We start from the raw sequence: 23271 nt of genomic DNA, 5'->3' as shown, positions 1-23271 counted from the left end.
TATGAGCACCCTTCCCCAGGCCCCTGTCATCCTGATTACCGGTGGCAGCCGCGGCGTCGGTGCGGCCACCGCACGTCTGGCCGCCGCGCGCGGCTACGATGTCGCGATCAGCTACGTGTCCGACGAGGCCGCCGCCCTGGCCGTGGCGAATGACGTGAAAGCCGCCGGACGGCGAGCGCTGGTGGTCCGCGCCGATAGCGCAGAGCCGGAGCAGGTCGCGGCGTTATTCGCCGCGATTGACCGCGAGTTCGGCCGCATCGATGTGCTGGTCAACAACGCGGGCATACTCGGACCACAATCGCGCCTCGAAGACCTCGACTTTGCACGCATGCAGCGCATCTTCGCGGTCAATGCCATCGGCCCGATGCTGTGTGCGCAACAAGCGGTCAAACGCATGTCCCATCGCCATAACGGCCGCGGCGGCGTTGTAATCAACGTATCCTCGGGCGCGGCCCGGCTTGGCAGTCCGAACGAATATATCGACTACGCTGCCTCAAAAGGCGCCCTGGAGACGTTCACCATCGGCTTCGCCAAAGAAGTTGCGCGAGACGGCATCCGCGTCAACTGCATCCGCCCCGGCCATATCTACACCGACATGCACGCCAGTGGCGGAGAGCCGGGTCGGGTGGATCGGGTCAAGGACTCAATCCCCATGGGCCGCGGCGGACAACCCGAAGAAGTTGCGCGGGCTATCCTGTGGCTGGCGAGCGATGAAGCGTCGTTCATTACCGGCACGTTTCTTGACGTCACTGGGGGCAAGTGAGGGCAGGACGCACGGGATTTCATGAGGTATTTGGTAATCCCCAGACCTGGCTGAAAGAGGGATGGGGGTGAATGGATTGGACTTCAACCAATGTCAGGTAGGTAGCAGATGGAAGAATTGATGCAGGGGCTCGATGGGCTCAGGACTGCGCAGCAAGAACTGTTTTATGACCTAGAAGATGCGGCGGCTGTTATCGGCTGGTCAGTGGTTGAACTGACGGCCATGGCCGGCACTGGCAGGACGCCGGCCGAAGCGGTGGCGTTGATGAAAATATGCACGTTGCTGACAGCTCAGCAAGGGAAAATTGGCCTGTATGCAGATGAGGTCAAAGCGCAGCGTATCACCAGGTCCGAGGCCCAGGCTTAGTCGCTATTCAACGCGCAGGTACCGGTCCATCAGTCGAGGATGACATCGCCGCCCTCGGCCCTTAAACGGGCAAGATTGTCCTTCATTTGCTGCAACCGCTCTGGCGAATGCCCTTGCCACTGGGTCACTTCGGCGACGACCCGCAGTGGATCGCGGGAGCGATAGGACAGCGTCGGATTGCCGGGAAACTTATTATCCGTGACGTTGGGATCGTCCACGGTCGGGCCCGTGGGCTCTACGACATAAATGCGTTCGCGCTCATCGCCAAGTGCCAGTTCGGCCCCCCAGATAGCGGCGTCCAACGTGCCCGCAAAATAGACCCAGGACAGCGCACGCCCTTCGGTGAAATTGGACGGATAACCAACGCGGATCATGTCTCCCGGCTCGAGGTCAGCCCGAGTGCCGTGAAAGAACTGTCGCGTAAACATGCTGGCGGCGTTTGACATGGGCTCGCTACTCCAAGGATGCGTGGTGCCAGGCCCGCCCGTCTGCAGAGCAAGGCATGCCCTTCTTGTAACTGACAGTCAAACGCCTAAGCAACCTTACGAGGACAGTCCAGCCCCCTGCCGTCAGCCTTGCAATGCAGATAATCGCTCCACAGCCTGAACGCCCGTTGCTGCCTGGCAAATGCCGCCTGCCATTGTTCACCGCCAATTTGCTCGACGGGCGTCGCCATCATCTGCTCCGTTGCCAGGTCCAGTTCTTCTACGAGCTGGCGCCCGTTAGGCATATCCAAAATTAGAGATCGCATAGCTACCTGTCTTATTTGTTCTGTAGATCGACCTCTGTATCCCTTTGATAGTGCGTGGGTTCCGACGAACGGTTACATTTTCTTACAGGTTCAACTGCGAGGGTTCGCAGGCGATGACGGTGCGGGGGTCACCGACGAGACACACAGACAAGTAATGGAGACGGAGAGACAAGAGATTTCTCTCTGGAACTTTTTGTAACATTTTATAATTGACGCTTGTTAACAGCCATCGCGAAACAACAGCGCAGGTTTATCACTTGCGCTGTTAATTGACGATAGCTGAACCGCATAAGCGCTTAATTCACGTGTTATAGGCAAAAGGATAAGGAACATGTCACTGCACAAGTTATTTGCACTGGTCATCACTGTGGCGTTGTTGGGCGGCTGCAATGCGCTCGCAGGCAAGACCAACATGTTGAGCGATGATGACGTGAAATCGCAAAGCGCCGGCGCACTGGGCTACGCCCCTGCGGACCTGACTATTGTCAATCGTCAAACCCAGGGCACCAATACCTACGTATTGCTGAAAACCAACGATAACAAGCAATTCAACTGCATTATCAACGGCGGCAATATCTTGACCTTCGGCATGTCCAACCCGCCCTCTTGTGCGAAAAAAGGCGAGCAGATAAAGAGTGGGCCGTTTGGGGGATAACTGTCACGCCATAATCGAAGGGCGTGATCAAATCTACTTTCGCTGTCAGCCTTTTAATAGTGCAGCGTCGGTATAAATCGCGTTATTTGCTTCCATGACTGATAAAGGAACGGATCTATTTAGTTGAATAGAGCCGTTCCTTTTTCACTTTGAAAGTTGCCTCGTGTTGTCACCAGGTGACGGTAACTCAATGTCTTCGCGAATAACCGCGCCTGCGCGGCGCAATTCATCCAGATACGCCTCGGCGTTCGCAAGTAGCTGGGGCCTATACAGCCCGGCTGAAAACGGGGAACCGCCGTTGAGGCCAGCACGGCTGACAGCGAAAGCATCACGCTCAAGCCGGGCGCCACCTGCAAGGGCATACCGGGCTATCGCTCGCGAAACCACCTTGTGGCAGTCCGCCCAACGATGCCCGACCCACCGGCAAACGCTAATGTGTTTTGTCGTCGTTGACTCTTTGATTTGGCGGAACCGTAGCACGGCGGTGGCAGATGCAAAAAGCCCAGCACCTAGTCGGGTTTTACCTATCACATGGATGTCCATTAAACTGCTCATTCAAACTATACAAGGACGACTAGCGTGATCACCTGCCACCTGAAGTATCAGATTGACCCTTACCAAATCGACGCCTTTGAAAACTATTCGAGACTTTGGATTGGCATAGTCAACCGAATGGGAGGCACCCACCACGGGTACTTCCTTCCTGCCGAGGGTGCTAATAACGTCGCCTATTGCCTTTTCAGCTTTCCGAGCCTTGCGGAGTACGAGCGTTATCGCGAAGAGTCCAAAACTGACCCCGAATGCGTGAGTACTTTCGCACTGGCGGCGGAGAAGAGATTCATCGTCAGTACTGAGAGAAGCTTCATGCGTCCAGTACTCTATTGAAAGCAGCAAGCCAGCCAGCGAGTGCCCGGACGGTCCCCGCTACAAGGCGATCGGCGACAGCAAGGCCGTCACCGTGGTTCGCTGGATTGGCCGGCGGCTATTGCGTCAATTGGCGAGCTGATCAGCAAGCGCCAGGCGGTATGCCGTCTTTGTTGAAGTCCTTCAGGCGCTCCCGCTCTTCCTCGGTGGAATGCGCCGGGGTTTCTTGCTCGGGTTCTTTCTTCTTTTCTTCAGTCATCGATATGTCCTCTGGGTGGTAGCTGTTTCGGCACCTCGTGGAATCAGCAGTTCAAACCAATCAACTCCACTGCCCGGGCATGGCCCGGCGAGGAATGCCCGATTTCGACGAGGGCGACGGTGATGAGTGAAAGGCCTGATTCGCTGCACAGCAATTGAAGGTGAAGATGGTGCAGCTCCAATACCACAGCGACGAAGCGGTGTCTGAGCGCTGTTTCGAAGCTGGTGATCCGGACTGCACTTAATGGGATCCTGACCGCCCTGAAGGTGAAGGTTGGTTCTGCCTGGCGATCCACGACACCGATGACGGCCCTGTCTGCTGGTGGGCACGCGGTGAGGTGACGCCATGATCTTGCGCACGGTGCCAGCCACCCTCTGGTTCGCCTGCGTCTTCATCTACAAGGGGCCGAGGTCATGAATGCCAACTGCAAATAGTCGGGAAACCGTCAGTTCGCCGCGTTGAACATAGGGGCTCATCACACTAGGAGTACCTCATGAAAAACTTTGCAGAAGCAGTCATCGCCATTGTCCCTGTGGCCAGCCGCAAATCCAGAAATCGCTTCTTCCGCGACTACGACAGATGGACTAACCGCCTACTTATGCGACGCCTCATCAACCTTCACGAGCGTCAGGAACTGCGTAAGCAAATCGCAGAGGCCTATTTAGCCTCCTTGATGTAACAACCCCCATTACATCCTGCCGTCTAGCGGCAGGCCCACCTTCTGCCGCCCACCGCGGCAAGGACACCACATGTTCGCAATCAAACTCACCCTGCCCCTGCTGGGCGCTTTGCTGTACCTGGTCGGAAGCGGCGGCTGGTTCTTTTGGATCGCCCCACGCCTTCTGGCGGACGGCGGAACGGCCGACATCCTCTACGCCTTCGCCGGCACCTGCGGCTGGATGCTGATCACCTCCGGTTTAATCGTTCACTTCATTAAAACAGCGCGGCCCACGGCGGCCGGCGGGAGGTAAATATGGAAACAGAGATCCTCTCAGACGACGAGCTCGCTGAGATCACCGGGTACAAGGCCAGAGCATGGCAGCGCCGATGGCTTGACGACCGGTATTGGCACTACGTCGAAAGCCGAGGCAAGCGCCCGCTAGTTGGACGCCTCTACGCAAGAATGCAGCTGGGGACGCCGGCAGATTCACAGAACAAGTCGCCCACAGAAGCTCCCCAGTGGGCTTTTGACCTATCACGAGTGAAATGAAATGCGCCCACGGAAGGCCCACAACCGCCACCTCCCCCAACGGATGTATCAGGTAAATCGCAAGCGTAAAAATGGTCAGGTGTGGGTCAGCTATATCTATCGCGGTACCGACGGAGTTGATATCCAGTTGGGCCGCGACTTGACCCAAGCCCGCTTGAAGTGGGCGGAACTTGAGGCGAAAGCAATCCCGGCCGATCTGAAAATAATGAGCGGGATTTTCGACAGGTACAAACGGGACATTATTCCGAAAAAGTCAGAGCGCACACAGCGCGACAATGCAGCCGAGCTCCGCCAGTTACGACCAGTTTTTGATGAGATCCCAATCGACGCGATAACGCCGTTCATGATCGCAGCATATCGGGATAAGCGAACGGCCAAGACAAGAGCAAACCGGGAGATCGCGCTGCTTTCTCATGTGTTCAACATTGCTCGTGAGTGGGGTTTGACCGACAGGGAGCCCCCCCTGCCAGGGCGTGCGAAAGAACAAGGAGACGCCACGCGATTACTACGCCAACGACGTGGTCTGGAAGGCTGTCTACCAAAAGGCGAGATCGAGTTGCAGGAGGCGATGGATCTCGCCTATCTGACGGGCCAGAGGCCCGCCGATGTTCGGCTGATGCGGATTGAGGATGTCGAAGGGGTGTATTTGCGGGTTGGCCAGGGCAAGACATCCAAGAAGATCAGGATCCTCATGGAAGTTGATGGGCAAAAGAACAGCCTCGGCTTGCTCATTGAGCGAATCATCGCTAGGCCGAAGAAATACAATTCCGGCTATCTGATCGTGAACAAGTCGGGAAAGAAGGTATCCGAGCGGATGCTATGCCAGCGGTGGGGATGACGCGAGGTCGAAAGCGGTAGCGGAAGCCGTTGCCAATGGAGACCAGGCCCTGGCTCACAAAATCGCCGGATTTCAGTTCAGGGATATCCGACCGAAGGCCGCCTCTGAAATCCTCGACCTAGGCGATGCCAGCCGGCTGCTTGGACACTCGAAACAGGAGACTACGAAGAAGATTTACGTCCGCGTCGGTGCTATCGCTAACCCAACAAAATAGAAAAGTTTTGGTACGCCTACCCAAAAGTTTTGGTACGCGACCCTTTTCCCGCAGGCAATAAAAAACCCCTTAGACGTTAATCTACGGGGTTTCTAAGAGTGGAGGCCGAGGTCGGAATCGAACCGGCGTAGGCGGATTTGCAATCCACCAAAATAGTGTTACTAATCAAGTAATTAGGCAGAATTCAATTCCGCGTCATCAATTTTTAATCGGCCTTAGAGGCCTCTAAAATCGGGCGGCTCTGCATCGATTGCGGAATGGATTTTGCGCATCGTCGCCTACTGTTGGATAGTCGATCCGATGATGCATAGGGCATAGCCCTCCTCCAATGCACCGGCCAGCTTGTCTAACCTGCCGTAGTCGCTTCGCTTTGTAGCAATTTGCGATTCCTGCCTGACAAGGGCACTACCGGTACTATGCTTGTACTTTTTTCGAAAGGAGTCGACGCCATGCCAGGTGATTATTCGCTGTCAGATGTAGTGGAGAGGATGTACACCAACCAGTTGGGGCTTGAGGCCGCCTTGATGGAGCTGACACTGCATGTCGAACTGCAGGGGGCGTCAGAGGTGGGGGAGAATGTCCGCGGAGCACTGCAAACGATTGGTGAAAACGCCGGCCATATCAAACAGGGCCTAGCCAAGCTCAAGGGTTCAAGTGCCGGCTAAGCCACTTCTATGTCATTTCAGTATCGCTGCCGGTAAGCCTGATGATGGGCAATATTAATTCTTCTGACTGACTGACTGCTTTCGGCCGATTAAGTCGGCCATGGTTTGCGCATCAGAAAAGTACGCGTCCGAGATTGAAATCTTTACTTTAGGCAGAGGCTTCCGGACTCGGATTTCACCTAGCAGCGTGCAAAAAAGGTGTTTTCGCCAGTCAATGATCAGGCAGTTTGGGCAGACCGACTTTTTCAACAGAATCGGCCAAGAGCGGTCGCTCGTGCAAAAGGGTCGTGGCAGCCCTGGAAGCGGCATTTCTAATTCAATTCACAGGATAGCCTCAAATTCGCCCATCCACGTTCGGCTAAGTGTCGGATCGAGACCACCACTCAACTCATCAAACCGCAAGCGCAGCCTAGATTTCCCGAGATCTATCGCTATGATTTCGGAGCAAAAGGCTGGTGCTGAGCGCGGGCAACGGTCATCCTCATAGCCGTATGTTAACCACATGTGATTCAAATTAAGGATAATGAGAATGGTACCAGCGAAAAGAGTGCGATCGGTTGGTTCTGTGGCCGGTGAGCTTATAAAAAAATCGAGAGAAGCAGCCCTCGCTTCAGTCCAGATATTCAACAACCCTGCGCTCACATTTAAATCCGAGATATTTATAGTTCTGATGATGATTTCTTGGACTTATCTGCTCCATGCTTTTTACCGTAAAAAAGGGGTTGAATATCGCTACTTTAAGTTAGTAGGGAAGCGGAAAAGATTTCAAAAAACTTCTAAGGGTGCTGTAAAGCATTGGGAGCTAGAGAAGTGTTTGAATCAAGCAGAATCACCAGTTGATGTGAGTGCTGCGAACAACCTCAGATTTCTAATCGGATTGAGGCATGAGATCGAACACCAAATGACGACTAGAATAGATCAATTGTTAAGCGCTAGATTTCAGGCTTGCTGCCTAAACTACAATGAACTAATTAAGTCGTTATTTGGTGATAGCTTTGGAATAGATAAGCATTTGTCTTTTAGCCTGCAATTCTCGTCATTAAACAAGGATCAAGTAGATAGACTATCACAAGCGGACGGCCTTCCTGAAAACATTCGTGCTTATATAACTGCATTTGATTTGACTTTGACCGATAAGGAGTTTAATGATCCAAAATTCTCATATCGTGTTTTTTTTGTTCCTAAAACTGCGAACCACAAGGGCCAGGCAGATCAGGTTATTGAATTCATTAAGCCGGGATCTGAAATGGCTCAGGGCATGAATACTAAGTATATTCAAATCAAAGAGATTGAGCGCCCTAAATTCTTACCTTCAAAGATTGTTGAAAAAGTAAAAAATTCGGGCTACCCACGATTCAATATGATGCATCACACCCAAATGTGGCAGTTCCACGATGCAAAGAAACAAGGGAAAGGTTTTGGTGTCACCGTAATGAACACGTGGTACTGGTATGAATCTTGGCTAGAAAATGTACTAGCCGAGTGCGAAATTCGAAAACAGGAATTCACCTAAGGTATGCGCCGCGTGGCGTTTCTGAATCGACAAAAGCTTGCCTATGAGGTGTCTACGATTTCGCCCAATGGCTGCTTTGGGTCGATTCTGTTGAAAAAGCCGGCCATGGTTTGCGCATCAGAAAAGTACGCCCCCGAGATTGAAATCTTTACTTTAGGCAGAGGCTTCCGGACTCGGATTTCACGTAGCAGCGTGCAAAAAAGGTGTTTTCTCCAGTCAATGATCAGGCAGTTTGGGCAGACCGACTTTTTCAACAGAATCGGTCGAAAGCGGCCGTCCAACAGTTCAGAATCGAGCTAGCCAGCAGCAACCCTGATGATGTTCAATATAAATAATCTGACAGACTACTTCCGGTCACAATCTGACTGGCATGGACAGCTTCGATCGACGGCGTATAAAGGCAGCCCTTTCTAAGACAGCGTGACGGAGGCAGCTTACAACGATCGCTAAAAGAAAGATTGAGTAGAACTAATGGCTTTGTAGGAATGCTTCTGCCTAAGATCAAGCATCCAGGTAAACAGAGCGACTTACCATGAAGTCATTGAGGCGACACCGTGACCGCCTACCCGTATTGGGTTGCTGGCCACAGCCATGCGTCAAAAATGATGCCGTCTGGCATATGTTTGAGTTACAGCTGAAGCCGGACGGGAATATTGATTGGTACCTTCGTCGCGACGAGGTCGCTCAGGGCGGCTTTGGTTCGATTATCTATCGAGATTACGACACTGCTGTCACGGAGGCCAAATCCACAAATCTGCTGCTTGAACATGCTGTAAACAATCTAACCTTGCCATTTCAACAGACCGAGTCGATGCGTTTGAAGGTGCAAAAAGCGCTGACAGCTGAAGAACGTTTGATGAGCGAGGAAAGGCTCATGTTGATGGAAGCTATCAAGCGTCATGAAGCGGACCCTCGACCTCGACAGGATGACCTGACTGTCTTGGGTGATAATGACGTCCTAAGAGCAGAACTTCATAAATGCCTACTGCAACACCCCTATGTTCAGCTGGTTTTCTTGGCGCGGTACGGCGTGCGTCTTGAATGCGAGGGGAATAACACTTGGCGCAGCTTTGGAGGTAATAGTCACAAGGTGGCCGTCTATGCTTACCGCGAGAAAATCGCGCGAGGGTTTGGGATGAGTGGTACCGACCACTGGGGCCGAACCAAAGCTGCAATTCGTGATGCCCTTCTTCCTCGCGCAAATAAGCTACTACATCTTTCAAGCGTAAAACTATTGCTCGCAGATGCCCTGCATCGAGGGCAGCGGGTTTTGATCGTGGGTAGCTTTGTGTTTTGGTACGAGAATAGCAATGTTCCGCAGTGGGTAGTGAAGCAAGTAGGTGCTTCAGGTAATTCGGAGACTGGAGAAGCGATGTGGCTTGAAGGTACGATTCTATCCAAGAACCATGGACGAATCGTTGTACTGCCTTACATCAAAGAGAACGGGGAGCAAGTGCAGGGACATACTAAAAATGCACCTCACGATGGTAAAGCTCTACCGCGTCACCGGAATGACTACGTGGACCTTCCATTTGAGGTTCTGAAAGGGGACCTAATGTACAGTCTATTCGGTGAATTGAATTACGAATAATAAATTTGCAGGCAAGATGATTTGACTAAGGTGTCCATTAATAAATTATGAATAAGTCGCTATTGTCGATAGCGGCTATTTAGCGTCTAAGAATTAAGCTGACCATTAGCCCTCCCCAACGAGGGTCAATCTTTGGTTTTACGGACACTAAAAACCCGCCGCTCAGTGAGCGACGGGTTTAAATTGTGGAGGCCGTGAGCAGGAACAACGGGGATGACTTATGACTCCAGTAACACGTTACCGGAAGATATAATTAACAACACGGATTGAGATCGGTACGCTTTCAAAAAAGCCCGCCCAAGGCCGCCGGCTCCCAGTTCATGATAACCAATTCGCCGCTGACCTCCGCTTTTCCCTGCCGCTGGTTGGTTGTGGTGTAACGAATGTCGAGCGCTTCAAAATGGAAGCCCTCGAACACCCGCCGAATGTCCGGATGATCGTTGATGCTGACCATGACCTTCCCTTTGCAGCGCCGCATGAAGTCAGCCATGCGCTCGTAATTCTCAAAGGGAAAATCCACGCCATACCCGGCGGTCTGCCAGTAAGGCGGATCCATGTAGTGGAAGGTATGGCCGCGGTCGTAGCGTTCGGCACACTCAAGCCAGCCCAGATTCTCAACGTAGGTGCCGGACAGGCGCTGCCACGCTGCAGATAGATTTTCCTCGATCCGCAACAGGTTGATAGCTGGACCAGTTGTCGCGGTGCCGAACGTCTGCCCGGTCACCTTGCCGGCAAAGGCATGGTGCTGCAGGTAGAAAAACCGAGCGGCACGCTGGATATCGGTGAGAGTTTCGGGACGGGTCATCTTCTGCCACTCGAATACCTGGCGGGAACTGAGCGCCCATTTAAACTGGCGCACGAATTCCTCCAGGTGGTTCTGCACGACGCGGTACAGCGTCACCAGGTCGCCGTTGATGTCGTTGAGGACCTCAACCGGCGCGGCCTGGGGACGCATGAAGTAGAGCGCGGCGCCGCCGGCAAAGACTTCAACGTAGCATTCGTGGGGTGGGAAGAGAGGTATAAGGCGGTCGGCCAGGCGGCGTTTGCCGCCCATCCAAGAGATGATGGGTGTGGACATATAAAAGCAAGACCTTTGCTGTATGGATAAACAGTGCTAGGCTCGCTCCGCTTTGTGCACGAAGCAGGAGCCATGGCTGGACTTGCAGGGACGTTCTGCGGGGAAGGTGGCCGGATTGGATGTTGACGCATCCTGCCCGGCCGCTCCTTTTACTTCGGTGTAGAAACTTCTTTTGCGTAGGACTGACAGGCCCGCAGGGCGATCAATCCTCGGTCGCCGGCATCGGTGATTCCGATAACTCGTTGAGCATGCGCTGGGTCAAGTTGGGCTCTTGTGGGGCCATGAACCACACGGCCGGTGGCGGTGGTGGTTGGCACTGAACAGCTGCCGGTGGTTTCGGTTGCGGCGAGTACGACTGACAGCCGCAGATCAGCAGTAGCCAGGCGATCACGCAGACGAGCTTGCTTGATTTGCTCATCGGTCAATTCCTTGTAGTGGGTTTCGTCTTTGTTATGCAGGCGGAGCTCTAGGGCAAGGCGCTTGTCCTGCTCTGTACGCAGCTGAGCAGCAAACGCTTGGGATATTTCGTTGAGGGTGTCCGCCTGCAGCCGGGTTTGCCGCTCCAGCACGCTGCCATAACGCCAGTCCTGAGCAGTCCAGGCCAATGCTGCAGATCCTGCGACCACCACCACTAACAGCAAGCTGATAGCAGCGATACGGAACTGCGCCGGGATCAGATCGAAGAGACGCATAACACCGCCCTCGCCCTGGCCCACAACTGCAGCCGATCCTCCAGGCCATTAAGGCCGCCGTTGATTCGGCGAGTGATCGTGTTGAACTGGTCCTGATCCGCGAGCGCATTCAGCCCGCTTACAGACCAGAACCATGCGGCAGACTCTGCGGCCCATTGGGGCAGTTCGAGTAATTCCGGCGTGCGCAGCAATCGCTCATCGCCGAACAGTGCCAGGCTGCAGCGCAGGTAGTTGTCGTGGCCGGTGATTTGAATCAACCCACGACCGCGATACCGCTGACCATCGCCGTCGGCCTCCGGCGTGTTACCAAGCTTGGCAGCCAGGGCGCCGGTGTCGTATTTGCTCAGGTACTGATCGCCGCCCAGTTCGCGGACGTACTGCAGCTGACCAGACTCGTGTCCCACCTGGGCGAGGAATGCCGCCTGGCGCTTCGGCGTATCGATCTTACGGTTGATCATGGCTGCGTTTAAGGCGGATACAAAAACGCCCGCTTGGCGGCGGGCGTTCGGGAGGATTTGCAGTAACTGATGTTCGGTGATTGGCATGGCTTTCTCCATTCAAAAAAACCGATGAGCGAACTCTGACGGTTGTTTCATTTTTTTTTCAACTTTGAGAAGATCACCCTCTCTACTAATGGCAGTAAGCCTTTATTGCTAGCGTGAGGACAGGAGGCTTTATGGAGCAAATTCGGCTGAACAAGGCTTTATTATCATTGAGTGCAGAGTTTCAAACCGGGGCTTCCCTGGTCGATATTCAATCTAGCGTTCATGATTTTGAAGCGGTGAAAAAGCTTGGGGAGTGCGGACTGCTAAATTGCAAAGTTGCCCTCCTTGATCAAGGGCAATATTGCATAACATGGACGTCAAAACTCCCTTTCACCTCGTCGGGACATATGCAAATTACCCGCATTAAAGCGAGTCTTGACGGCTCGTTTAGCGAAGTTAAAGCGCCCCCTTGTCGCTGGGATAACACTTTAAAATATAGGCAGGGTTTCTGACGAAAATTCCACGATGCCGTAGTAAATCATGCTCCGTATGTATCGTGCAGGAGCAAAAACACCGGCTTGGCGGCGAGCATTCGGTTCTATGCTTATGCAGCCGCGGTCCACTCACAGACACAAAAAACCGCACTAACTCAGCGATGCGATCCACTACTGCTTCTCGACGCTCAATACTTTGAGCGGCTTCTTTTCCTTCTTTTTCTTGCCTTTGGATTTACCTTGCTTGCCCGCATTGCACTCCACCGTGGTCGACCAGCCTGATTGGGTGAACACCTGCTCGACCGAATCCGCCATGTATTCGCCATCAAGACCAACCTTGAAACCCTGCACGTTGATTGATCGCTCCGCGAACAGATCTGTCCGCCCGCGCATCTCAAGCCGCACGTCAGCAGTCGAACGATTGAACGCTGCCAAACGGGCCTTGGCGGCCGCTTCAGCGGCGGTTTTGTTCGGATAGATATGTCGGTCGGTATGAACCGCCGGCAAGCCATCAGGAGCATCGACGTTGTCGACGGTGACCACCACTAACTTGCCGTCCTTTTTGTTCTGGTGCTTGGTCGATACGGCCTTGTGCGAATTGCGATCCCCCAAGCTGAATTGCCATCGGCTGAGGTCACTGCGGGTCAGGGTGATCGCACCGAACGCTTTACCGCTGGCGGTCTGCCCGCCCTGGCGCGGCATCACCAACAACTTGCCGTCTGCGACCTTAGCCGTGCAGTCGTACTGCTTTGCCAGGCGCGTCATGAAATTAAAATCAGACTCGTTGAGTTGATCCACGCGCGCGACCTTCGTCGCTACCTGGCACCCCGCTTGCCATCCATTGCGTGCGGCGATGTCAGCCACAATGTTGGACAGCGGCACGTCCTCCCAACTACCACTACGGATGGTCTTGCCGCTGCCTCGCATGTCGCTGGCCTTGCCCTTTATCACAATCGTATCCGGCGGTCCGGACACCTCGACCGAATCCACCGCATAACGCCCCAGGCGCTTCAGGGATGTTTCGGCATATCCCAGATAGATCTCGACAGAGCTGCCGCGCCGAGGCAGTACCACTTGGCCGTCACGATCATCTATTCGTAATTCAAACTCGTCGGAATCCATTCCCGGCTTGTCTGAAGTCCGAAGCAACAACAGGCGATCATTGATCTTGGCTGTAATATCGGCACCGTCGGCGACGATTCGAAAAGTGGGAGTCATGGATTTAGTCCAAAAAAAACCCGCACAGGGCGGGTCATGATCAAAGTATCGTCACGTTTATCGTGAAGTGCTGCTGGCGGTGTTGTTCGGGGTCAATCCCACAAACTAATCCCCTCCTCGGTCGGGCCTGGCAGGTCTGGCAGCACGATCACCACGCCAGCACGGTAAGGCTGGGGCTCATCTGCTAATCCCTGATTGGCATCAAGTACCGCCTCAACGGTGCCATTGAGATGGCCGTAAACGTTATGGCAAATGACATCGAGCATGTCACCGTCAGATGTTCTGCATGTCGTCGCCATAGCGCGCAAACTCCAAAGTGAACCCTTGTTTACGGGGAATCCCGCCGTGTAGCAGCGCGCCCTGCTCCTCGTTGATGGTCTTCAGGCACCAGGTGCCGATCACCTCACCATAGCCCGTGGTCAGCGTGAGCGGCTGGAGCCGGCCGCCGATGGTGCGCAGGGTATCAAGCTGCTTGAGGCCACCCTTGAAGCCTGGGTAGATCGTCCCTTTAAGCGTGAGCTTTTCCTCTCCCATGCCCACAGCCTGCTGCGCCGGACGTCGCGTCAGTCGCTCCTGGGAAGCCCAGCGAAACTCAGTCGAGCGACTCAGTTCGTCAAAGGCAGCCGTATCTAAATTGAAGTAGTACGGCTGAATCTTGGGGTCGCGGGGCTGGATGATCAGCAGGTGCGGAAACGGTTTCACCGCTTCCGGTGCCGGCGTTGCATCCATCGCAAAGGCACTGGTAGGCACAATGTTCGCCAACGAAGGACTGACATTACCGGCGATCTTGTTGATTGCCGTAGCAACCTTGCCCGCCTGCTCCTTCAGTGTGCCCATTCGTTCCTGAACTTCGGCGGCCGCCCGTGTCGCACGGCCGTACACGGCCGCCACCTGGCCGACCTTGGCCTGTGCTGCATTCACACCACGCATGACCCGCTGTAACTTGGCACCAACTGACGGCCCCACAAACGGGATATTTTCCAACTCTGATGCAGCGCCGGTTATCTCCCTGATCGCGCCGTTGACTGGCCCAAGCATACCGTCAGCACTTCGCCTGCCAGCCTCTCCGGCTTCGACCAGGTACTTGAGGCCCGATTGCATCTGTTCCATATAAGCCATTGGGCCTCCTTACAGGTGGGGTTCGTCGTACAGCTTCGCGGCGTTTTGTTTAGCCGCATCCGCCATCATGAGCCGCATATGCGGCATGAGGTCTTGCGCCAAGCGCTGGGGATCCTTCACATCCCCTTGCACCGTAATTGGCATCGTCAGCGAGTACTCAAACTTCTGATCCACTTTGGCTGGCACGGGCTTCTCTGGTTCTTTGGGCTGAATTGCCACTGCCGCCGGCTTGGTCGGTGCAGACACCGCCATCGAGCGCGCCACGTCACCCAACGCCGGCGAATGCGGCGCAGGTGCCATCAGCAGCGCACCCGAACCGTTCTGGCCATTGAATGACTTGCTCATGGCAGCCAAGCTTGGAATAGCCGGCCCCGGCCGAGGCGCCATCAGCAAAGGTGTTACCGGAGGCGCAGGCTTTTCGTCATCGCCCCCAAACCACGACTTACCCGCAGCGCCACCCACCGCAGCCCCACCCATGCTGCCCAGGTAGGCGCCTATCAGCCCGCCAACAGCTGTGCCGATAATCGGCACTACCGAACCAATAGCCGCACCTGCAGCAGCGCCGGCCATGGTACCGGCCAGATTACCAGCGGCGGCACCATACCCCTCGGCCTTCTCGTCCTTGGTCTTGGCGTTTTGATAGGTATCGAAGGCCATGGCGCCGGCCTCCATCAGCGAACCGCCGGGTATCATCTTGGCCGCTTTGCCAATCTTACCGACCGCTTGCACCACCCCACCCAATTTAGCTAACGCCCCCGTTGGAACCGTAACTGGTAAAAGCGGCGGCCGGGGGATCACCGCTGGAGGCCTTGGCACTGGCGGACTAGGAGCCAGTACCGGTGGTCGCGGCATTGGTGGACGCGGACCGGGCACAGGAGGCCGAGCCGCCGGTGAACTCGGAACTGCAACCGGCGGCCGTGGCACTGGCGGACGCGAGCTCGGAGCAGGCGAACGCTCCACTGGCGGACGTGGGCCCGGAGCTGGAGGCTGTGGCACTGTCGGGCGCAGGGCCGGAGTCGGAGGCCGTGGCACTGCCGGGCGCAAGGCCGGAGCTGGTGGCCGTGGCGCTGTCGGGCGCAGGGCCGGAGCTGGTGGCCGTGGCGCTGCCGGGCGCAGGGCCGGAGCTGGTGGCCGTGGCACTGACGGGCGCAGGGCCGGAGCTGTTGGCCGTGGCACTGACGGGCGCAGGGCCGGAGCTGGTGGCCGTGGCATTGACGGGCGCGGCGCCGGTACCCGAGGTCGCGGCGAACTAGCCACACGAGGCGGTATGGGCCGCCGACGCGAAGGGTTACGCCTTGAGCCGGGACCACGTCGACGAAGGTCGCCTATACCTCCATTCGACGCCCCCATAGCGTTTGCATTGACGACAAAAACCTTTTGAACATCAGCGCCGCCCGCTGCCGAATCGCCAACCGTGGCGCCGCCTTCATTGCCAGACGCCGCCTCTTTTGCCAGAGAGACAACCTTAAGGCCTGTCGCAACAATGTCGAACTTGCCGGGTTTCTTATCATCCTTACCCTCGACATCATCTGAGTCATCCTTGAAAGCGGCCACAGCCTTGAGCCCGGACTCAACCAACGACAGGGCTTTACCGGCCTTCCCCTTGGGGTCGCTGCCCTTGCCATCAAAACCGCCCCCATCCGGGGAGTTCGTCACAAAGACTTTTTGTACTTCACCGGACTTGCCACCTAACGAGCCCCGCGCAACGTTGAGCAATCCTTTAGCGATTTTGAACGAACTAAGCAGGCCCTTGAGAGCGACAAGCCCACCACCGACTGCAGTGATGCCCGTCACAACGCCGGGCGCGCTGTCAGACAGCGAGGTAATGCCCTTGGTGACTTTGGTCAATGCTTCAGCCACGGTGTCCGTGACCGGACGCAAGGCGTCCCCGACGCTACGCATTGCATCATCCATCGACTGAGCCATCTCGGCCCACTTCTGCGACGACGCCTCACGTCGCTCGCTGAGGTTTTTATCGAGAATGCCCGTTGCGTCTCGCGAATCATTCTTGAGCTGGCTGTATAGCGCCTTATTCTGCATGTAAGCGGAAAGCGCAGCCTTGACCTGCATATCGGCGAACAGATCGCCGGTGCGCAGTGACTCCTCAAGCGAGGCCATCATGGCCTTGGCTTTCTCCGGGTCGGATTCCTTGCTGATCTTTGCCGTCGCCTCAGCCATCGCCGCCGCGCGCTTCGGATCAGTGGCCTGGATGTACTTCTGCGCCAACGCCATGCTGGTTTCAAGCGTAGACATACCGTTCTGCAAACCGGTCTGCATCGACCCTTTGTAGTCGATACCCGCCTTTGCATACGCTTTGACGGTTTCGCCAGAGCCGATTTTGCTCATCCAGTTCTTGAGGTTGTTCGCCGCCTCATCGGCGCCGCCGGCAGACTTCATCTGCACCTGCAGCATGGCGCCCAACTGCGTCACCGCATCAATGCCAGTGATACCGAGGCTGCCCATGTTCGCCAATAGCTCAGGGAACCACTTGGCCATGTCGACCGCCTCAAAGCTGCCCGCCTGTCCTTGGTAGGCAATCGCTTCCAGAGCCTGCTGCATCTGCTTGGGATCAGTGATCTTGGCGTTCTGACCCAGCGCGTTGATCATCTTCGCAGTATCAACACCGTTCGATCCCTGTCCTACAACAAATTTGGCCGCAACTGGCGCATAGTCCAGGGCCTTGCTCAAATCCATGCCGGCGCTCACCAACTGGTTAACCACGTCGGCCACATCGTTGCGCGCCATGCCTGTGTCGCGCGAGGTATCAATGATCTTGCGTGACACCTCCTTTTCTTGCGGCTTATTGGCAATGCCAGCCTTGATCGCGATATCACGAACAATGGCTCCAAAGTCCGCGCTGACCTTAGTCGGAACAGCTAGAGCACCGATTCCGACGACAGCGGCGCCGACTGTGCTTTTCATCCCGGTCCTACCTGCATCAAGTTGCTGATGCCCCCGGGCCTTCAGTTCCGCTTTATTGGCGGTCTGACCCATTGACCGATAGGCCTTCTCCAGCCGGCCGACTTCAATACCCTGCTTTTTCAAGCTGTCGAGATTGGAGTTCAACCGCCCCAGCAGCTTGGATGCTCCCTCAGAACCGCTGTCATGGGCTTTCTTCCATTCATCACGCAAGCGAATGGTATCGCCGATAGTTCGCTGCAGAACCCGCGCCTTGAGGCCTTCCGCCTCAAGACGTTTAATACGGCCCGTTACATCTTTGAACGCGGCACCGACAGTCGCACTGACGGCGCCGCCAATCACCAGCCCGAGGGCGATTTTGTTCGCCATGTCATGGCCCCCATTTGCACTGCATTACCGACGGCAGCTCAATCCGTGAGCCACCACACCATTTCAGCAAACGGCATCGACTGAATTTCGGCAGCGGAAAATCCGGTTTCCGCCGCCAGACGTTTCGCGGCCATTTTCATTACGCCAGGATCAAAGCCCGTCGTCTTGGTCCATACGAAAATAGCCGGCCTGCAGACGGTTGAAATCCACCAACTTCAGGCCCTCCAGATCTGCGACAGGCGCACCGGCAAGCGCGGCAAACAAAATCAGCTCCCGCTGCTCGTCATCCCCGCCCGCGTCACGATTTGCCGTACGCACATCGCCCACCGTCGGAGAGCGCAGGGCCAATTTATCAACCGACACTCCATTGATTGTGCTCGGACAGGAAAGCGTCACCACTGCCTGATCCGTGGTCACAGACAACCACGACGGCATTACGTTGGTGTAGTCGGTATCGGGAACCAGGTGCGAGTAAGCGGTTTGTACACGGCGATAGTCCGCCAATTTGAGGCCTTCCAGGTCCTTGACACCGACATCTGCCAACCCCGCAAACAGCATCAGTTCGCGCTGTTCGTCGTCGCCATTAGAGGCGCGGTCGGCTGCCCGCACCTCCCGAACGACCGGCGCACGCAATGTCAACGTTTCGACCAACACGCCGTTGGAATTGCTTGGCCGCGTGAGCGTCACGACGGCGGCGAGCGCATTGAGTGACAGCCAGGCCGGCACTTCTTTGAAAGTAGCTTTATTCATTTAGATCTATTCCCTTAAAGGCCCAGCGCGGTGCGGATGTCAGCCAGTTGATCTTTGCCGTCGATCACTTGAACGCCCGCGACCATGTCGATTTCGTACATGAGGCGACCGTCGATTTCGAGCTTGTAGTAAGACGGCGCGATGGCGTGCTTGATCTCAGCCGGATCACCGGCTTTCCAGTCGCCCAGATCGACCTCTTTGAGCAAGCCGCGCAGGGTGGCGACCACCGCCGTCACTGCGCCTTTTTGCCCTCTGAAAGCCCCTCGGAATGTCGCGTTAAACGCCGTGCCATCAGCCAAGCCGAAGTGTTTTAACGACTCACGACGCACGCCCTTCGTGACGAAGGACGCCTCCATTTTCTCCAGGCCTTGCGCCATCTCGATGGCACCTGCCATGCCACCGGCACGATATTCATCGGTCTTTACCGTCAGCTTAGGCAGCGTCAGAGTCGGCACATCGCCGGCGAAGTTCACGCCGTCGACAAACAGGTTCGTGTTAAACAAAGTTTGAGGAATCATTGACTAGGCCCCTTAGGCTGCTTCGAGAACTTCGGTCATCCACTGATCGGTGACTTCAAAAAGGAAATTCGGGTTTTCTGCCGGCGGCACGTCGGTGAAACGGATGCGCCAATAAACTTTGCCCTGGGAAATCTGGCTGGCGGTGTTCAGCTCGGTGTCCGGATACACCTCAAAATTGATAATCGCGCCCTGGGCCTTCAGGTCGCGCATGAAGGCGTCTAAGCCGTCAGTCACATCCTTGACGTAAGTCTTGGTGATCGAGCGGTCTACGGCCCACTTGTGGCCTGCCTGCACCGCGTCCATAAGGATGAACAGCGTGCGAACGCGGGTGACGAATGCCCACTTCGGATCACTCGAAAGCGTGCGGTTGCCCCACAAGCGGTAGCCGTCATCGCGGATGATCGTCGCGATATTGGCGTTGTTCAGCAGGTTGGCGCGGCAAGTCTCGTCACCGTCCAGGTACTCAACCGCCCGAGTCGTGCCGGTGATACCCGAGAACTCTTTGTTCGACGGCGAGGCCCAGAAGCCATATTCAGCATCGGTCCAGGCGAACAAGCCCGCCGCCCAGGCCGACGCCGGCGCATCAACAGTCTTGCTGAGTTCGGTGTCCCAGTACTGAACGCCCGGGTCAACCATGAACAGATTGCGACTGCCAAAGTTATCGGCGTAGAGCATCGCTGCCTCATCCGTGGTGCCAGGACCATCGAGAATGCCGATAGCCCGCAGCTTCTGCGCCAGGCTATCGAGTGCTGTAGCCACTGCTTGCGTGGCGGTATGTCCCGGCGCGATCAACAACCGTGGTTGCGCGTTGAACAGGCTTTTACCATCCAGCAACGCCTGCAGGCCGGTCCGCTGACCAGATGCCAAGACGCCGCCAATAATCGCCGAGGTTTGCAGCGCCGCGTCCTCAAGCTTCGGTACGCCGATGGCGACAATCACCGCCTTGGCCTTGGCGTAGATTGCTTTACAGGCCTTGGTGATCGCCGAGCTTTCACCGAAAGCGGCAATGGCTTCGCGCTCAGAGGTGATCAGCTTCAACTCGCCTGCCTTGGCAGTACCGCCGCCAAGCACGCCCGGGTTGAAGGTGTCGCACAATCCGATAATGGAAGAAGACGGCAACGAAATAGTGCGTGCGCCAGTCTTGATGTCGGTCGTGGTAACGCCATGAAAGAAACTCATAAAGCTCGATCTCCAGAAACGAAAAAGCCCCGCATGAGCGAGGCCGTTAGGGATGTACGTGTTACGTGTAGTGGAAAAGAAAACGCCCCGTCAGTGCGGGGCGTTTACTGCTGCAGCGACAAGAGCCAGTCAGGGGCCGTAGGGCGATGTTCGCTCAAAGGGAACTCACCAGCTTCAGGCCAGTTACGGAGTAAGCGCCGATATGCTTGCAACTCGGCGTATTGCTCCGGTGTTAGCGAGGTTGGCGACCCGTCTTCAATCTCATCACGATGCCGGGTCACTACGCCGTCTGTAGACGTCAACTGAACCGAGCGCCAATACCGCTCGACTTCGGCCAACTGTTCGTCTGTCTGCTCCGGAGCGTCTACCACAACAGGCCATTTATCCGGCCCACAAACCAAACGCTTTCCATGACTGACTTGAGCCAACAGCTCGTCCCTGGCTTCGGCGGAGAACTCCCGCGCATCAGCAGGGATAAACGTGCATACCTGATCGTCGTAGAAGAAGCCTGTTTCAGGACTATAAAAGACAGTCATGCTTTACCCCTGACTCGCCAGAAAAATGAGGCGTTAGCGCTATAGAGATTTCGAACGGTGATGCTCCCGAGCGTGCTATTTCTCGCTTGCAATACCGGATATTCACCAACTCTTTGACCGCTAGTAAAATCGGCGAACGTCAGCTGAATATCTGTAGGCACCGCCGAAAGCGCGTAGGGCAGCGGGATTACCGTGTCAGAACCTGATGGAGCCGAAACATAAAGACCCCATTGTTCAACATCCCCACCAGGTAACTTTTGATGACCTGTCGATTCGGCAAAGTCGGCGATGTGCTTCAAAGACGCCGAACCGGCCATGAAGTAATTGGAGCCTTGCACGGTTACGTCAAGAGACCCGCCGACGTTGACCACAACGCTCGGCAGCGTGCGCGTGGCAACGGCGGACATAGTTCCACCAGCGGGTGGCACTACTGTTAACGGAGCCCCACCGACGTTTCTGATGTGGATCGTCGCTCCAATTGGCACGTTGCCAATTGGAGGAAGAGTCAATGAGATTGCAGACCCAGAATTCGCCAGAACAAGACGACCAAAATCTGATGCGGCCATGCTGGCGGTGATTTCATAGATCCTGATACCACTCAGGTTACCGAGCGCCCGCTGCACAAATTCTGTATTAGCCAGCGTTTTACCGCTGTCAAACAGAGGGGCTGTTGGAGCTGTGGGCTTATCCAGAAACGCCGGCGAACTGATCGGCGCGAGACCTTGCGTAATATTTTTGAAATTCAGTCCCGTGGTTCCCAGGACAATCGCCCCGTCGGTCGACAGCAACCACAACGTATCGGCATTCACCGCGCCCTGCTCGGCGGCAACCAACAAGCCCGGGGTGACCTTGACGCTGGTATCTGCATCGCTGGTGCGCTTCCAAATCTCCGCTGTGAGGTAGATCCCGTTATCTTTTGCCTGCGCCTGGTCCTTGACCAACACCCGCGAGCCGAGCGGCACTGCCACACCGTCAATCGTTTGTACACCAGCCAGCTGGATCGGCCCAGTCGTTGCCACCAGTACTGATTGCTTCACGTCTTGCCTGTTGATCCCGTCGACCACCGAATCATCGACATACTGGCGTGTAGCCAGAACGACGTCCGGGTCGATTTTCAGCACAACGTTCGCCGCGCTGGAGACAATGAAGTTCATGCGAATAACTTGAGTGCGACCAGATCCTTGAGACATCAATGGCTTGTAGGTAGCCGGGCAATTTGCGACAGCTACCAGGGCTCCATCGGAGTCGTACAGACCCATCTCTCGAATCCACCAACCGCCTTCATCGGCTGGGATGATTTGTTCGGCCACGATGATATTGGGGTTTGACGGGTCAACTGAAAGCTTGTTCAGTGGCCGCCGGCGCCGTTCATTGATCAGTTTTTTTTGTGTACGGTCAGGGATAGGGTCGGTGCCGTTGGCGTCGCCCACACCCAGTTCGGTGAGTTTCCAGGGAATGCCCAGCGCGTCGGCATTGGCCTGTTTGGCCTCACCGGTCGCGGTAAGAAGCGCAAAAAACTGCGAATTGGAATCGATCATGGGTAGATGTCCAGTGTGTCAATGGAATGTTCCCGCCCGGCTGCGCCGATGTAGCAGGCAAGGTCGATGACGCCGGTGATCGGCGGATAAACGCTAACTGTGTCGATAGAGTGCTCACGGCCGGTACTGCCAATCACGCCAGTGGTGCTGATGTCGCGCAGGACGGGAGGATATACGTCGATTTCATCGCCTTCATAAACGCTGGCGAACATGTTCGACACACCGGTGGTTTCAAGGCTGATAGCGAGCCCTGTCAGGTGACGGCTGACGGGCTTGGCGTCATCAATCAGCCGCTCCAGCTCCTGATACATTTCCTCAGTGATGCCAGTGTCGAGAACGCCAACCTTCAGCGCAAACGTGCCCGGGATGCCTTCCGGCACCATCTTGAACCACTCGACAATCTCGATCAGGTAGCCCAGGGGCTCGACTACTCGGCGCAACGCACCGATGGTGCCTTTGTGAGCATGGATGTAGTAAGACGCCTTGATCGCGGCGCGTTTTGTCGCTTCAGTCCATCGGTAATCCCAGCGATCCACTGACCACGCCCACGCCAGGTGCGGCAGCAAATGCACCGGGCAGGTATCGGCGTTGTAGAGGTCACGGAGCGGGACAATCGTTTTCTCAAAAAACGTAGCCTCCATGGCCCGTTCCAATTGCGTGCTGTTGATCGGCAGTAGGCTTTTCATA

Annotated in this window: 25 protein-coding genes and 1 pseudogene; 12 read left to right on the top strand and 14 right to left on the bottom strand. The window is 55.7% G+C overall.

Annotation, left to right across the window (positions count from 1 at the left end; all coding sequences use genetic code 11):
- The first annotated feature begins 1 nt into the window (after position 1).
- Positions 2-763: an SDR family oxidoreductase gene (locus ACM530_RS24920; RefSeq protein WP_416363411.1), complete on the top strand. Its 762-nt coding sequence runs from the start codon at positions 2-4 to the stop codon at positions 761-763.
- Positions 764-871: 108 nt separating this feature from the next.
- Positions 872-1129 (top strand): hypothetical protein, encoded by a 258-nt coding sequence (locus tag ACM530_RS24915; protein WP_416363410.1) that lies wholly within the window; start codon positions 872-874, stop codon positions 1127-1129.
- A gap of 29 nt (positions 1130-1158) precedes the next feature.
- Here ACM530_RS24915 and arr read toward each other — a convergent pair whose 3' ends face one another.
- Positions 1159-1575 (bottom strand): NAD(+)--rifampin ADP-ribosyltransferase, encoded by a 417-nt coding sequence (gene arr / locus ACM530_RS24910; RefSeq protein ID WP_416363409.1) that lies wholly within the window; start codon positions 1573-1575, stop codon positions 1159-1161.
- A gap of 636 nt (positions 1576-2211) precedes the next feature.
- Between arr and ACM530_RS24905 the strand changes: the two genes are divergently transcribed.
- The 9 genes and pseudogenes from ACM530_RS24905 to ACM530_RS24865 all read left to right on the top strand — a co-directional run bounded on the left by ACM530_RS24905 (position 2212) and on the right by ACM530_RS24865 (position 9689).
- Positions 2212-2535 carry a hypothetical protein gene (locus ACM530_RS24905; RefSeq protein ID WP_145161003.1) on the top strand — a complete coding sequence of 108 codons (324 nt, stop codon included), beginning with the start codon at positions 2212-2214 and terminating at the stop codon, positions 2533-2535.
- A gap of 579 nt (positions 2536-3114) precedes the next feature.
- A complete protein-coding gene (locus ACM530_RS24900) occupies positions 3115-3420 on the top strand; it encodes an NIPSNAP family protein (protein ID WP_416363408.1) in 306 nt (101 codons plus the stop codon).
- 731 nt (positions 3421-4151) lie between these two features.
- Positions 4152-4337, top strand: coding sequence for a hypothetical protein (locus tag ACM530_RS24895; RefSeq protein WP_416363407.1), 186 nt, complete (start codon positions 4152-4154; stop codon positions 4335-4337).
- Positions 4338-4407: 70 nt separating this feature from the next.
- Complete coding sequence (locus ACM530_RS24890) at positions 4408-4629, top strand: hypothetical protein (RefSeq protein ID WP_416363406.1); 222 nt, start codon at positions 4408-4410, stop codon at positions 4627-4629.
- Positions 4630-4631: 2 nt separating this feature from the next.
- Positions 4632-4868 (top strand): DUF4224 domain-containing protein, encoded by a 237-nt coding sequence (locus ACM530_RS24885; protein ID WP_416363405.1) that lies wholly within the window; start codon positions 4632-4634, stop codon positions 4866-4868.
- Between the two features lies 1 nt (position 4869).
- Positions 4870-5920 (top strand): annotated as a pseudogene (locus ACM530_RS24880) (tyrosine-type recombinase/integrase).
- A 449-nt stretch (positions 5921-6369) separates the two neighbouring features.
- Positions 6370-6585 carry a hypothetical protein gene (locus ACM530_RS24875; RefSeq protein ID WP_242197999.1) on the top strand — a complete coding sequence of 72 codons (216 nt, stop codon included), beginning with the start codon at positions 6370-6372 and terminating at the stop codon, positions 6583-6585.
- A gap of 529 nt (positions 6586-7114) precedes the next feature.
- Positions 7115-8098 (top strand): DUF3644 domain-containing protein, encoded by a 984-nt coding sequence (locus tag ACM530_RS24870; protein WP_242198004.1) that lies wholly within the window; start codon positions 7115-7117, stop codon positions 8096-8098.
- Between the two features lie 619 nt (positions 8099-8717).
- Positions 8718-9689 (top strand): hypothetical protein, encoded by a 972-nt coding sequence (locus ACM530_RS24865; RefSeq protein WP_242198006.1) that lies wholly within the window; start codon positions 8718-8720, stop codon positions 9687-9689.
- A gap of 283 nt (positions 9690-9972) precedes the next feature.
- On the opposite strand, the gene ACM530_RS24860 is transcribed toward ACM530_RS24865, so the two are convergent.
- The 3 genes from ACM530_RS24860 to ACM530_RS24850 all read right to left on the bottom strand — a co-directional run bounded on the left by ACM530_RS24860 (position 9973) and on the right by ACM530_RS24850 (position 12004).
- Positions 9973-10767: a DNA adenine methylase gene (locus ACM530_RS24860; RefSeq protein ID WP_242198008.1), complete on the bottom strand. Its 795-nt coding sequence runs from the start codon at positions 10765-10767 to the stop codon at positions 9973-9975.
- Positions 10768-10916: 149 nt separating this feature from the next.
- On the bottom strand, positions 10917-11459 hold the full coding sequence (locus ACM530_RS24855; RefSeq protein ID WP_242198010.1) for a lysis system i-spanin subunit Rz: 543 nt from the start codon (positions 11457-11459) through the stop codon (positions 10917-10919).
- Positions 11441-12004: a glycoside hydrolase family 19 protein gene (locus ACM530_RS24850; protein ID WP_242198012.1), complete on the bottom strand. Its 564-nt coding sequence runs from the start codon at positions 12002-12004 to the stop codon at positions 11441-11443. Before ACM530_RS24850 ends, ACM530_RS24855 begins: the two co-directional genes overlap by 19 nt.
- Before the next feature lie 131 nt (positions 12005-12135).
- Here ACM530_RS24850 and ACM530_RS24845 point away from each other — a divergent pair, with 131 nt between their 5' ends.
- The gene (locus ACM530_RS24845; RefSeq protein ID WP_242198014.1) at positions 12136-12456 is read left to right on the top strand and encodes a hypothetical protein; all 321 of its coding nucleotides are present in this window, start codon (positions 12136-12138) and stop codon (positions 12454-12456) included.
- Between the two features lie 153 nt (positions 12457-12609).
- Here the strand turns inward: ACM530_RS24845 and ACM530_RS24840 are convergent, their stop codons facing one another.
- The 10 genes from ACM530_RS24840 to ACM530_RS24795 form a co-directional block, all read right to left on the bottom strand.
- Positions 12610-13656, bottom strand: coding sequence for a phage late control D family protein (locus tag ACM530_RS24840; protein WP_242198016.1), 1047 nt, complete (start codon positions 13654-13656; stop codon positions 12610-12612).
- A gap of 92 nt (positions 13657-13748) precedes the next feature.
- The gene (locus ACM530_RS24835; protein ID WP_124417570.1) at positions 13749-13955 is read right to left on the bottom strand and encodes a tail protein X; all 207 of its coding nucleotides are present in this window, start codon (positions 13953-13955) and stop codon (positions 13749-13751) included.
- A complete protein-coding gene (locus ACM530_RS24830) occupies positions 13930-14775 on the bottom strand; it encodes a phage tail protein (RefSeq protein WP_242198018.1) in 846 nt (281 codons plus the stop codon). The genes ACM530_RS24835 and ACM530_RS24830 overlap by 26 nt, the downstream gene beginning before the upstream one ends.
- Before the next feature lie 9 nt (positions 14776-14784).
- Positions 14785-18063, bottom strand: coding sequence for a phage tail tape measure protein (locus tag ACM530_RS24825; protein WP_242198020.1), 3279 nt, complete (start codon positions 18061-18063; stop codon positions 14785-14787).
- Between the two features lie 150 nt (positions 18064-18213).
- The gene (locus tag ACM530_RS24820) at positions 18214-18813 is read right to left on the bottom strand and encodes a phage tail assembly protein (protein ID WP_124417573.1); all 600 of its coding nucleotides are present in this window, start codon (positions 18811-18813) and stop codon (positions 18214-18216) included.
- Positions 18814-18827: 14 nt separating this feature from the next.
- Positions 18828-19331, bottom strand: a complete 504-nt coding sequence (locus ACM530_RS24815; RefSeq protein ID WP_124417574.1) for a phage major tail tube protein — start codon at positions 19329-19331, stop codon at positions 18828-18830.
- Positions 19332-19343: 12 nt separating this feature from the next.
- Positions 19344-20510, bottom strand: a complete 1167-nt coding sequence (locus ACM530_RS24810) for a phage tail sheath subtilisin-like domain-containing protein (RefSeq protein ID WP_416363404.1) — start codon at positions 20508-20510, stop codon at positions 19344-19346.
- A 104-nt stretch (positions 20511-20614) separates the two neighbouring features.
- The gene (locus tag ACM530_RS24805) at positions 20615-21046 is read right to left on the bottom strand and encodes a phage tail protein (protein WP_124417576.1); all 432 of its coding nucleotides are present in this window, start codon (positions 21044-21046) and stop codon (positions 20615-20617) included.
- Positions 21043-22584 carry a phage tail protein gene (locus ACM530_RS24800; RefSeq protein ID WP_242198027.1) on the bottom strand — a complete coding sequence of 514 codons (1542 nt, stop codon included), beginning with the start codon at positions 22582-22584 and terminating at the stop codon, positions 21043-21045. The genes ACM530_RS24805 and ACM530_RS24800 overlap by 4 nt, the downstream gene beginning before the upstream one ends.
- Positions 22581-23270 (bottom strand): phage tail protein I, encoded by a 690-nt coding sequence (locus ACM530_RS24795; RefSeq protein ID WP_242198029.1) that lies wholly within the window; start codon positions 23268-23270, stop codon positions 22581-22583. The genes ACM530_RS24800 and ACM530_RS24795 overlap by 4 nt, the downstream gene beginning before the upstream one ends.
- Between the last annotated feature and the right edge of the window lies 1 nt (position 23271).

Source organism: Pseudomonas sp. NFX183 (assembly GCF_047943075.1).
Lineage (GTDB): Bacteria > Pseudomonadota > Gammaproteobacteria > Pseudomonadales > Pseudomonadaceae > Aquipseudomonas.
Note: the sequence above shows the minus strand (reverse complement) of the source record. Positions and strands in the feature narration are given on the sequence as shown.

What these genes read in the sequence shown, in the direction of transcription:
- ACM530_RS24920 (WP_416363411.1), top strand. Translation starts at nt 2, where the DNA reads ATGAGCACCCTTCCCCAGGCCCCTGTCATCCTGATTACCGGTGGCAGC.
- ACM530_RS24915 (WP_416363410.1), top strand. Translation starts at nt 872, where the DNA reads ATGGAAGAATTGATGCAGGGGCTCGATGGGCTCAGGACTGCGCAGCAA.
- arr (WP_416363409.1), bottom strand. Translation starts at nt 1,575, where the DNA reads ATGTCAAACGCCGCCAGCATGTTTACGCGACAGTTCTTTCACGGCACT.
- ACM530_RS24905 (WP_145161003.1), top strand. Translation starts at nt 2,212, where the DNA reads ATGTCACTGCACAAGTTATTTGCACTGGTCATCACTGTGGCGTTGTTG.
- ACM530_RS24895 (WP_416363407.1), top strand. Translation starts at nt 4,152, where the DNA reads ATGAAAAACTTTGCAGAAGCAGTCATCGCCATTGTCCCTGTGGCCAGC.
- ACM530_RS24890 (WP_416363406.1), top strand. Translation starts at nt 4,408, where the DNA reads ATGTTCGCAATCAAACTCACCCTGCCCCTGCTGGGCGCTTTGCTGTAC.
- ACM530_RS24885 (WP_416363405.1), top strand. Translation starts at nt 4,632, where the DNA reads ATGGAAACAGAGATCCTCTCAGACGACGAGCTCGCTGAGATCACCGGG.
- ACM530_RS24875 (WP_242197999.1), top strand. Translation starts at nt 6,370, where the DNA reads ATGCCAGGTGATTATTCGCTGTCAGATGTAGTGGAGAGGATGTACACC.
- ACM530_RS24870 (WP_242198004.1), top strand. Translation starts at nt 7,115, where the DNA reads ATGGTACCAGCGAAAAGAGTGCGATCGGTTGGTTCTGTGGCCGGTGAG.
- ACM530_RS24865 (WP_242198006.1), top strand. Translation starts at nt 8,718, where the DNA reads ATGTTTGAGTTACAGCTGAAGCCGGACGGGAATATTGATTGGTACCTT.
- ACM530_RS24860 (WP_242198008.1), bottom strand. Translation starts at nt 10,767, where the DNA reads ATGTCCACACCCATCATCTCTTGGATGGGCGGCAAACGCCGCCTGGCC.
- ACM530_RS24855 (WP_242198010.1), bottom strand. Translation starts at nt 11,459, where the DNA reads ATGCGTCTCTTCGATCTGATCCCGGCGCAGTTCCGTATCGCTGCTATC.
- ACM530_RS24850 (WP_242198012.1), bottom strand. Translation starts at nt 12,004, where the DNA reads ATGCCAATCACCGAACATCAGTTACTGCAAATCCTCCCGAACGCCCGC.
- ACM530_RS24845 (WP_242198014.1), top strand. Translation starts at nt 12,136, where the DNA reads ATGGAGCAAATTCGGCTGAACAAGGCTTTATTATCATTGAGTGCAGAG.
- ACM530_RS24840 (WP_242198016.1), bottom strand. Translation starts at nt 13,656, where the DNA reads ATGACTCCCACTTTTCGAATCGTCGCCGACGGTGCCGATATTACAGCC.
- ACM530_RS24835 (WP_124417570.1), bottom strand. Translation starts at nt 13,955, where the DNA reads ATGGCGACGACATGCAGAACATCTGACGGTGACATGCTCGATGTCATT.
- ACM530_RS24830 (WP_242198018.1), bottom strand. Translation starts at nt 14,775, where the DNA reads ATGGCTTATATGGAACAGATGCAATCGGGCCTCAAGTACCTGGTCGAA.
- ACM530_RS24825 (WP_242198020.1), bottom strand. Translation starts at nt 18,063, where the DNA reads ATGGCGAACAAAATCGCCCTCGGGCTGGTGATTGGCGGCGCCGTCAGT.
- ACM530_RS24820 (WP_124417573.1), bottom strand. Translation starts at nt 18,813, where the DNA reads ATGAATAAAGCTACTTTCAAAGAAGTGCCGGCCTGGCTGTCACTCAAT.
- ACM530_RS24815 (WP_124417574.1), bottom strand. Translation starts at nt 19,331, where the DNA reads ATGATTCCTCAAACTTTGTTTAACACGAACCTGTTTGTCGACGGCGTG.
- ACM530_RS24810 (WP_416363404.1), bottom strand. Translation starts at nt 20,510, where the DNA reads ATGAGTTTCTTTCATGGCGTTACCACGACCGACATCAAGACTGGCGCA.
- ACM530_RS24805 (WP_124417576.1), bottom strand. Translation starts at nt 21,046, where the DNA reads ATGACTGTCTTTTATAGTCCTGAAACAGGCTTCTTCTACGACGATCAG.
- ACM530_RS24800 (WP_242198027.1), bottom strand. Translation starts at nt 22,584, where the DNA reads ATGATCGATTCCAATTCGCAGTTTTTTGCGCTTCTTACCGCGACCGGT.
- ACM530_RS24795 (WP_242198029.1), bottom strand. Translation starts at nt 23,270, where the DNA reads ATGAAAAGCCTACTGCCGATCAACAGCACGCAATTGGAACGGGCCATG.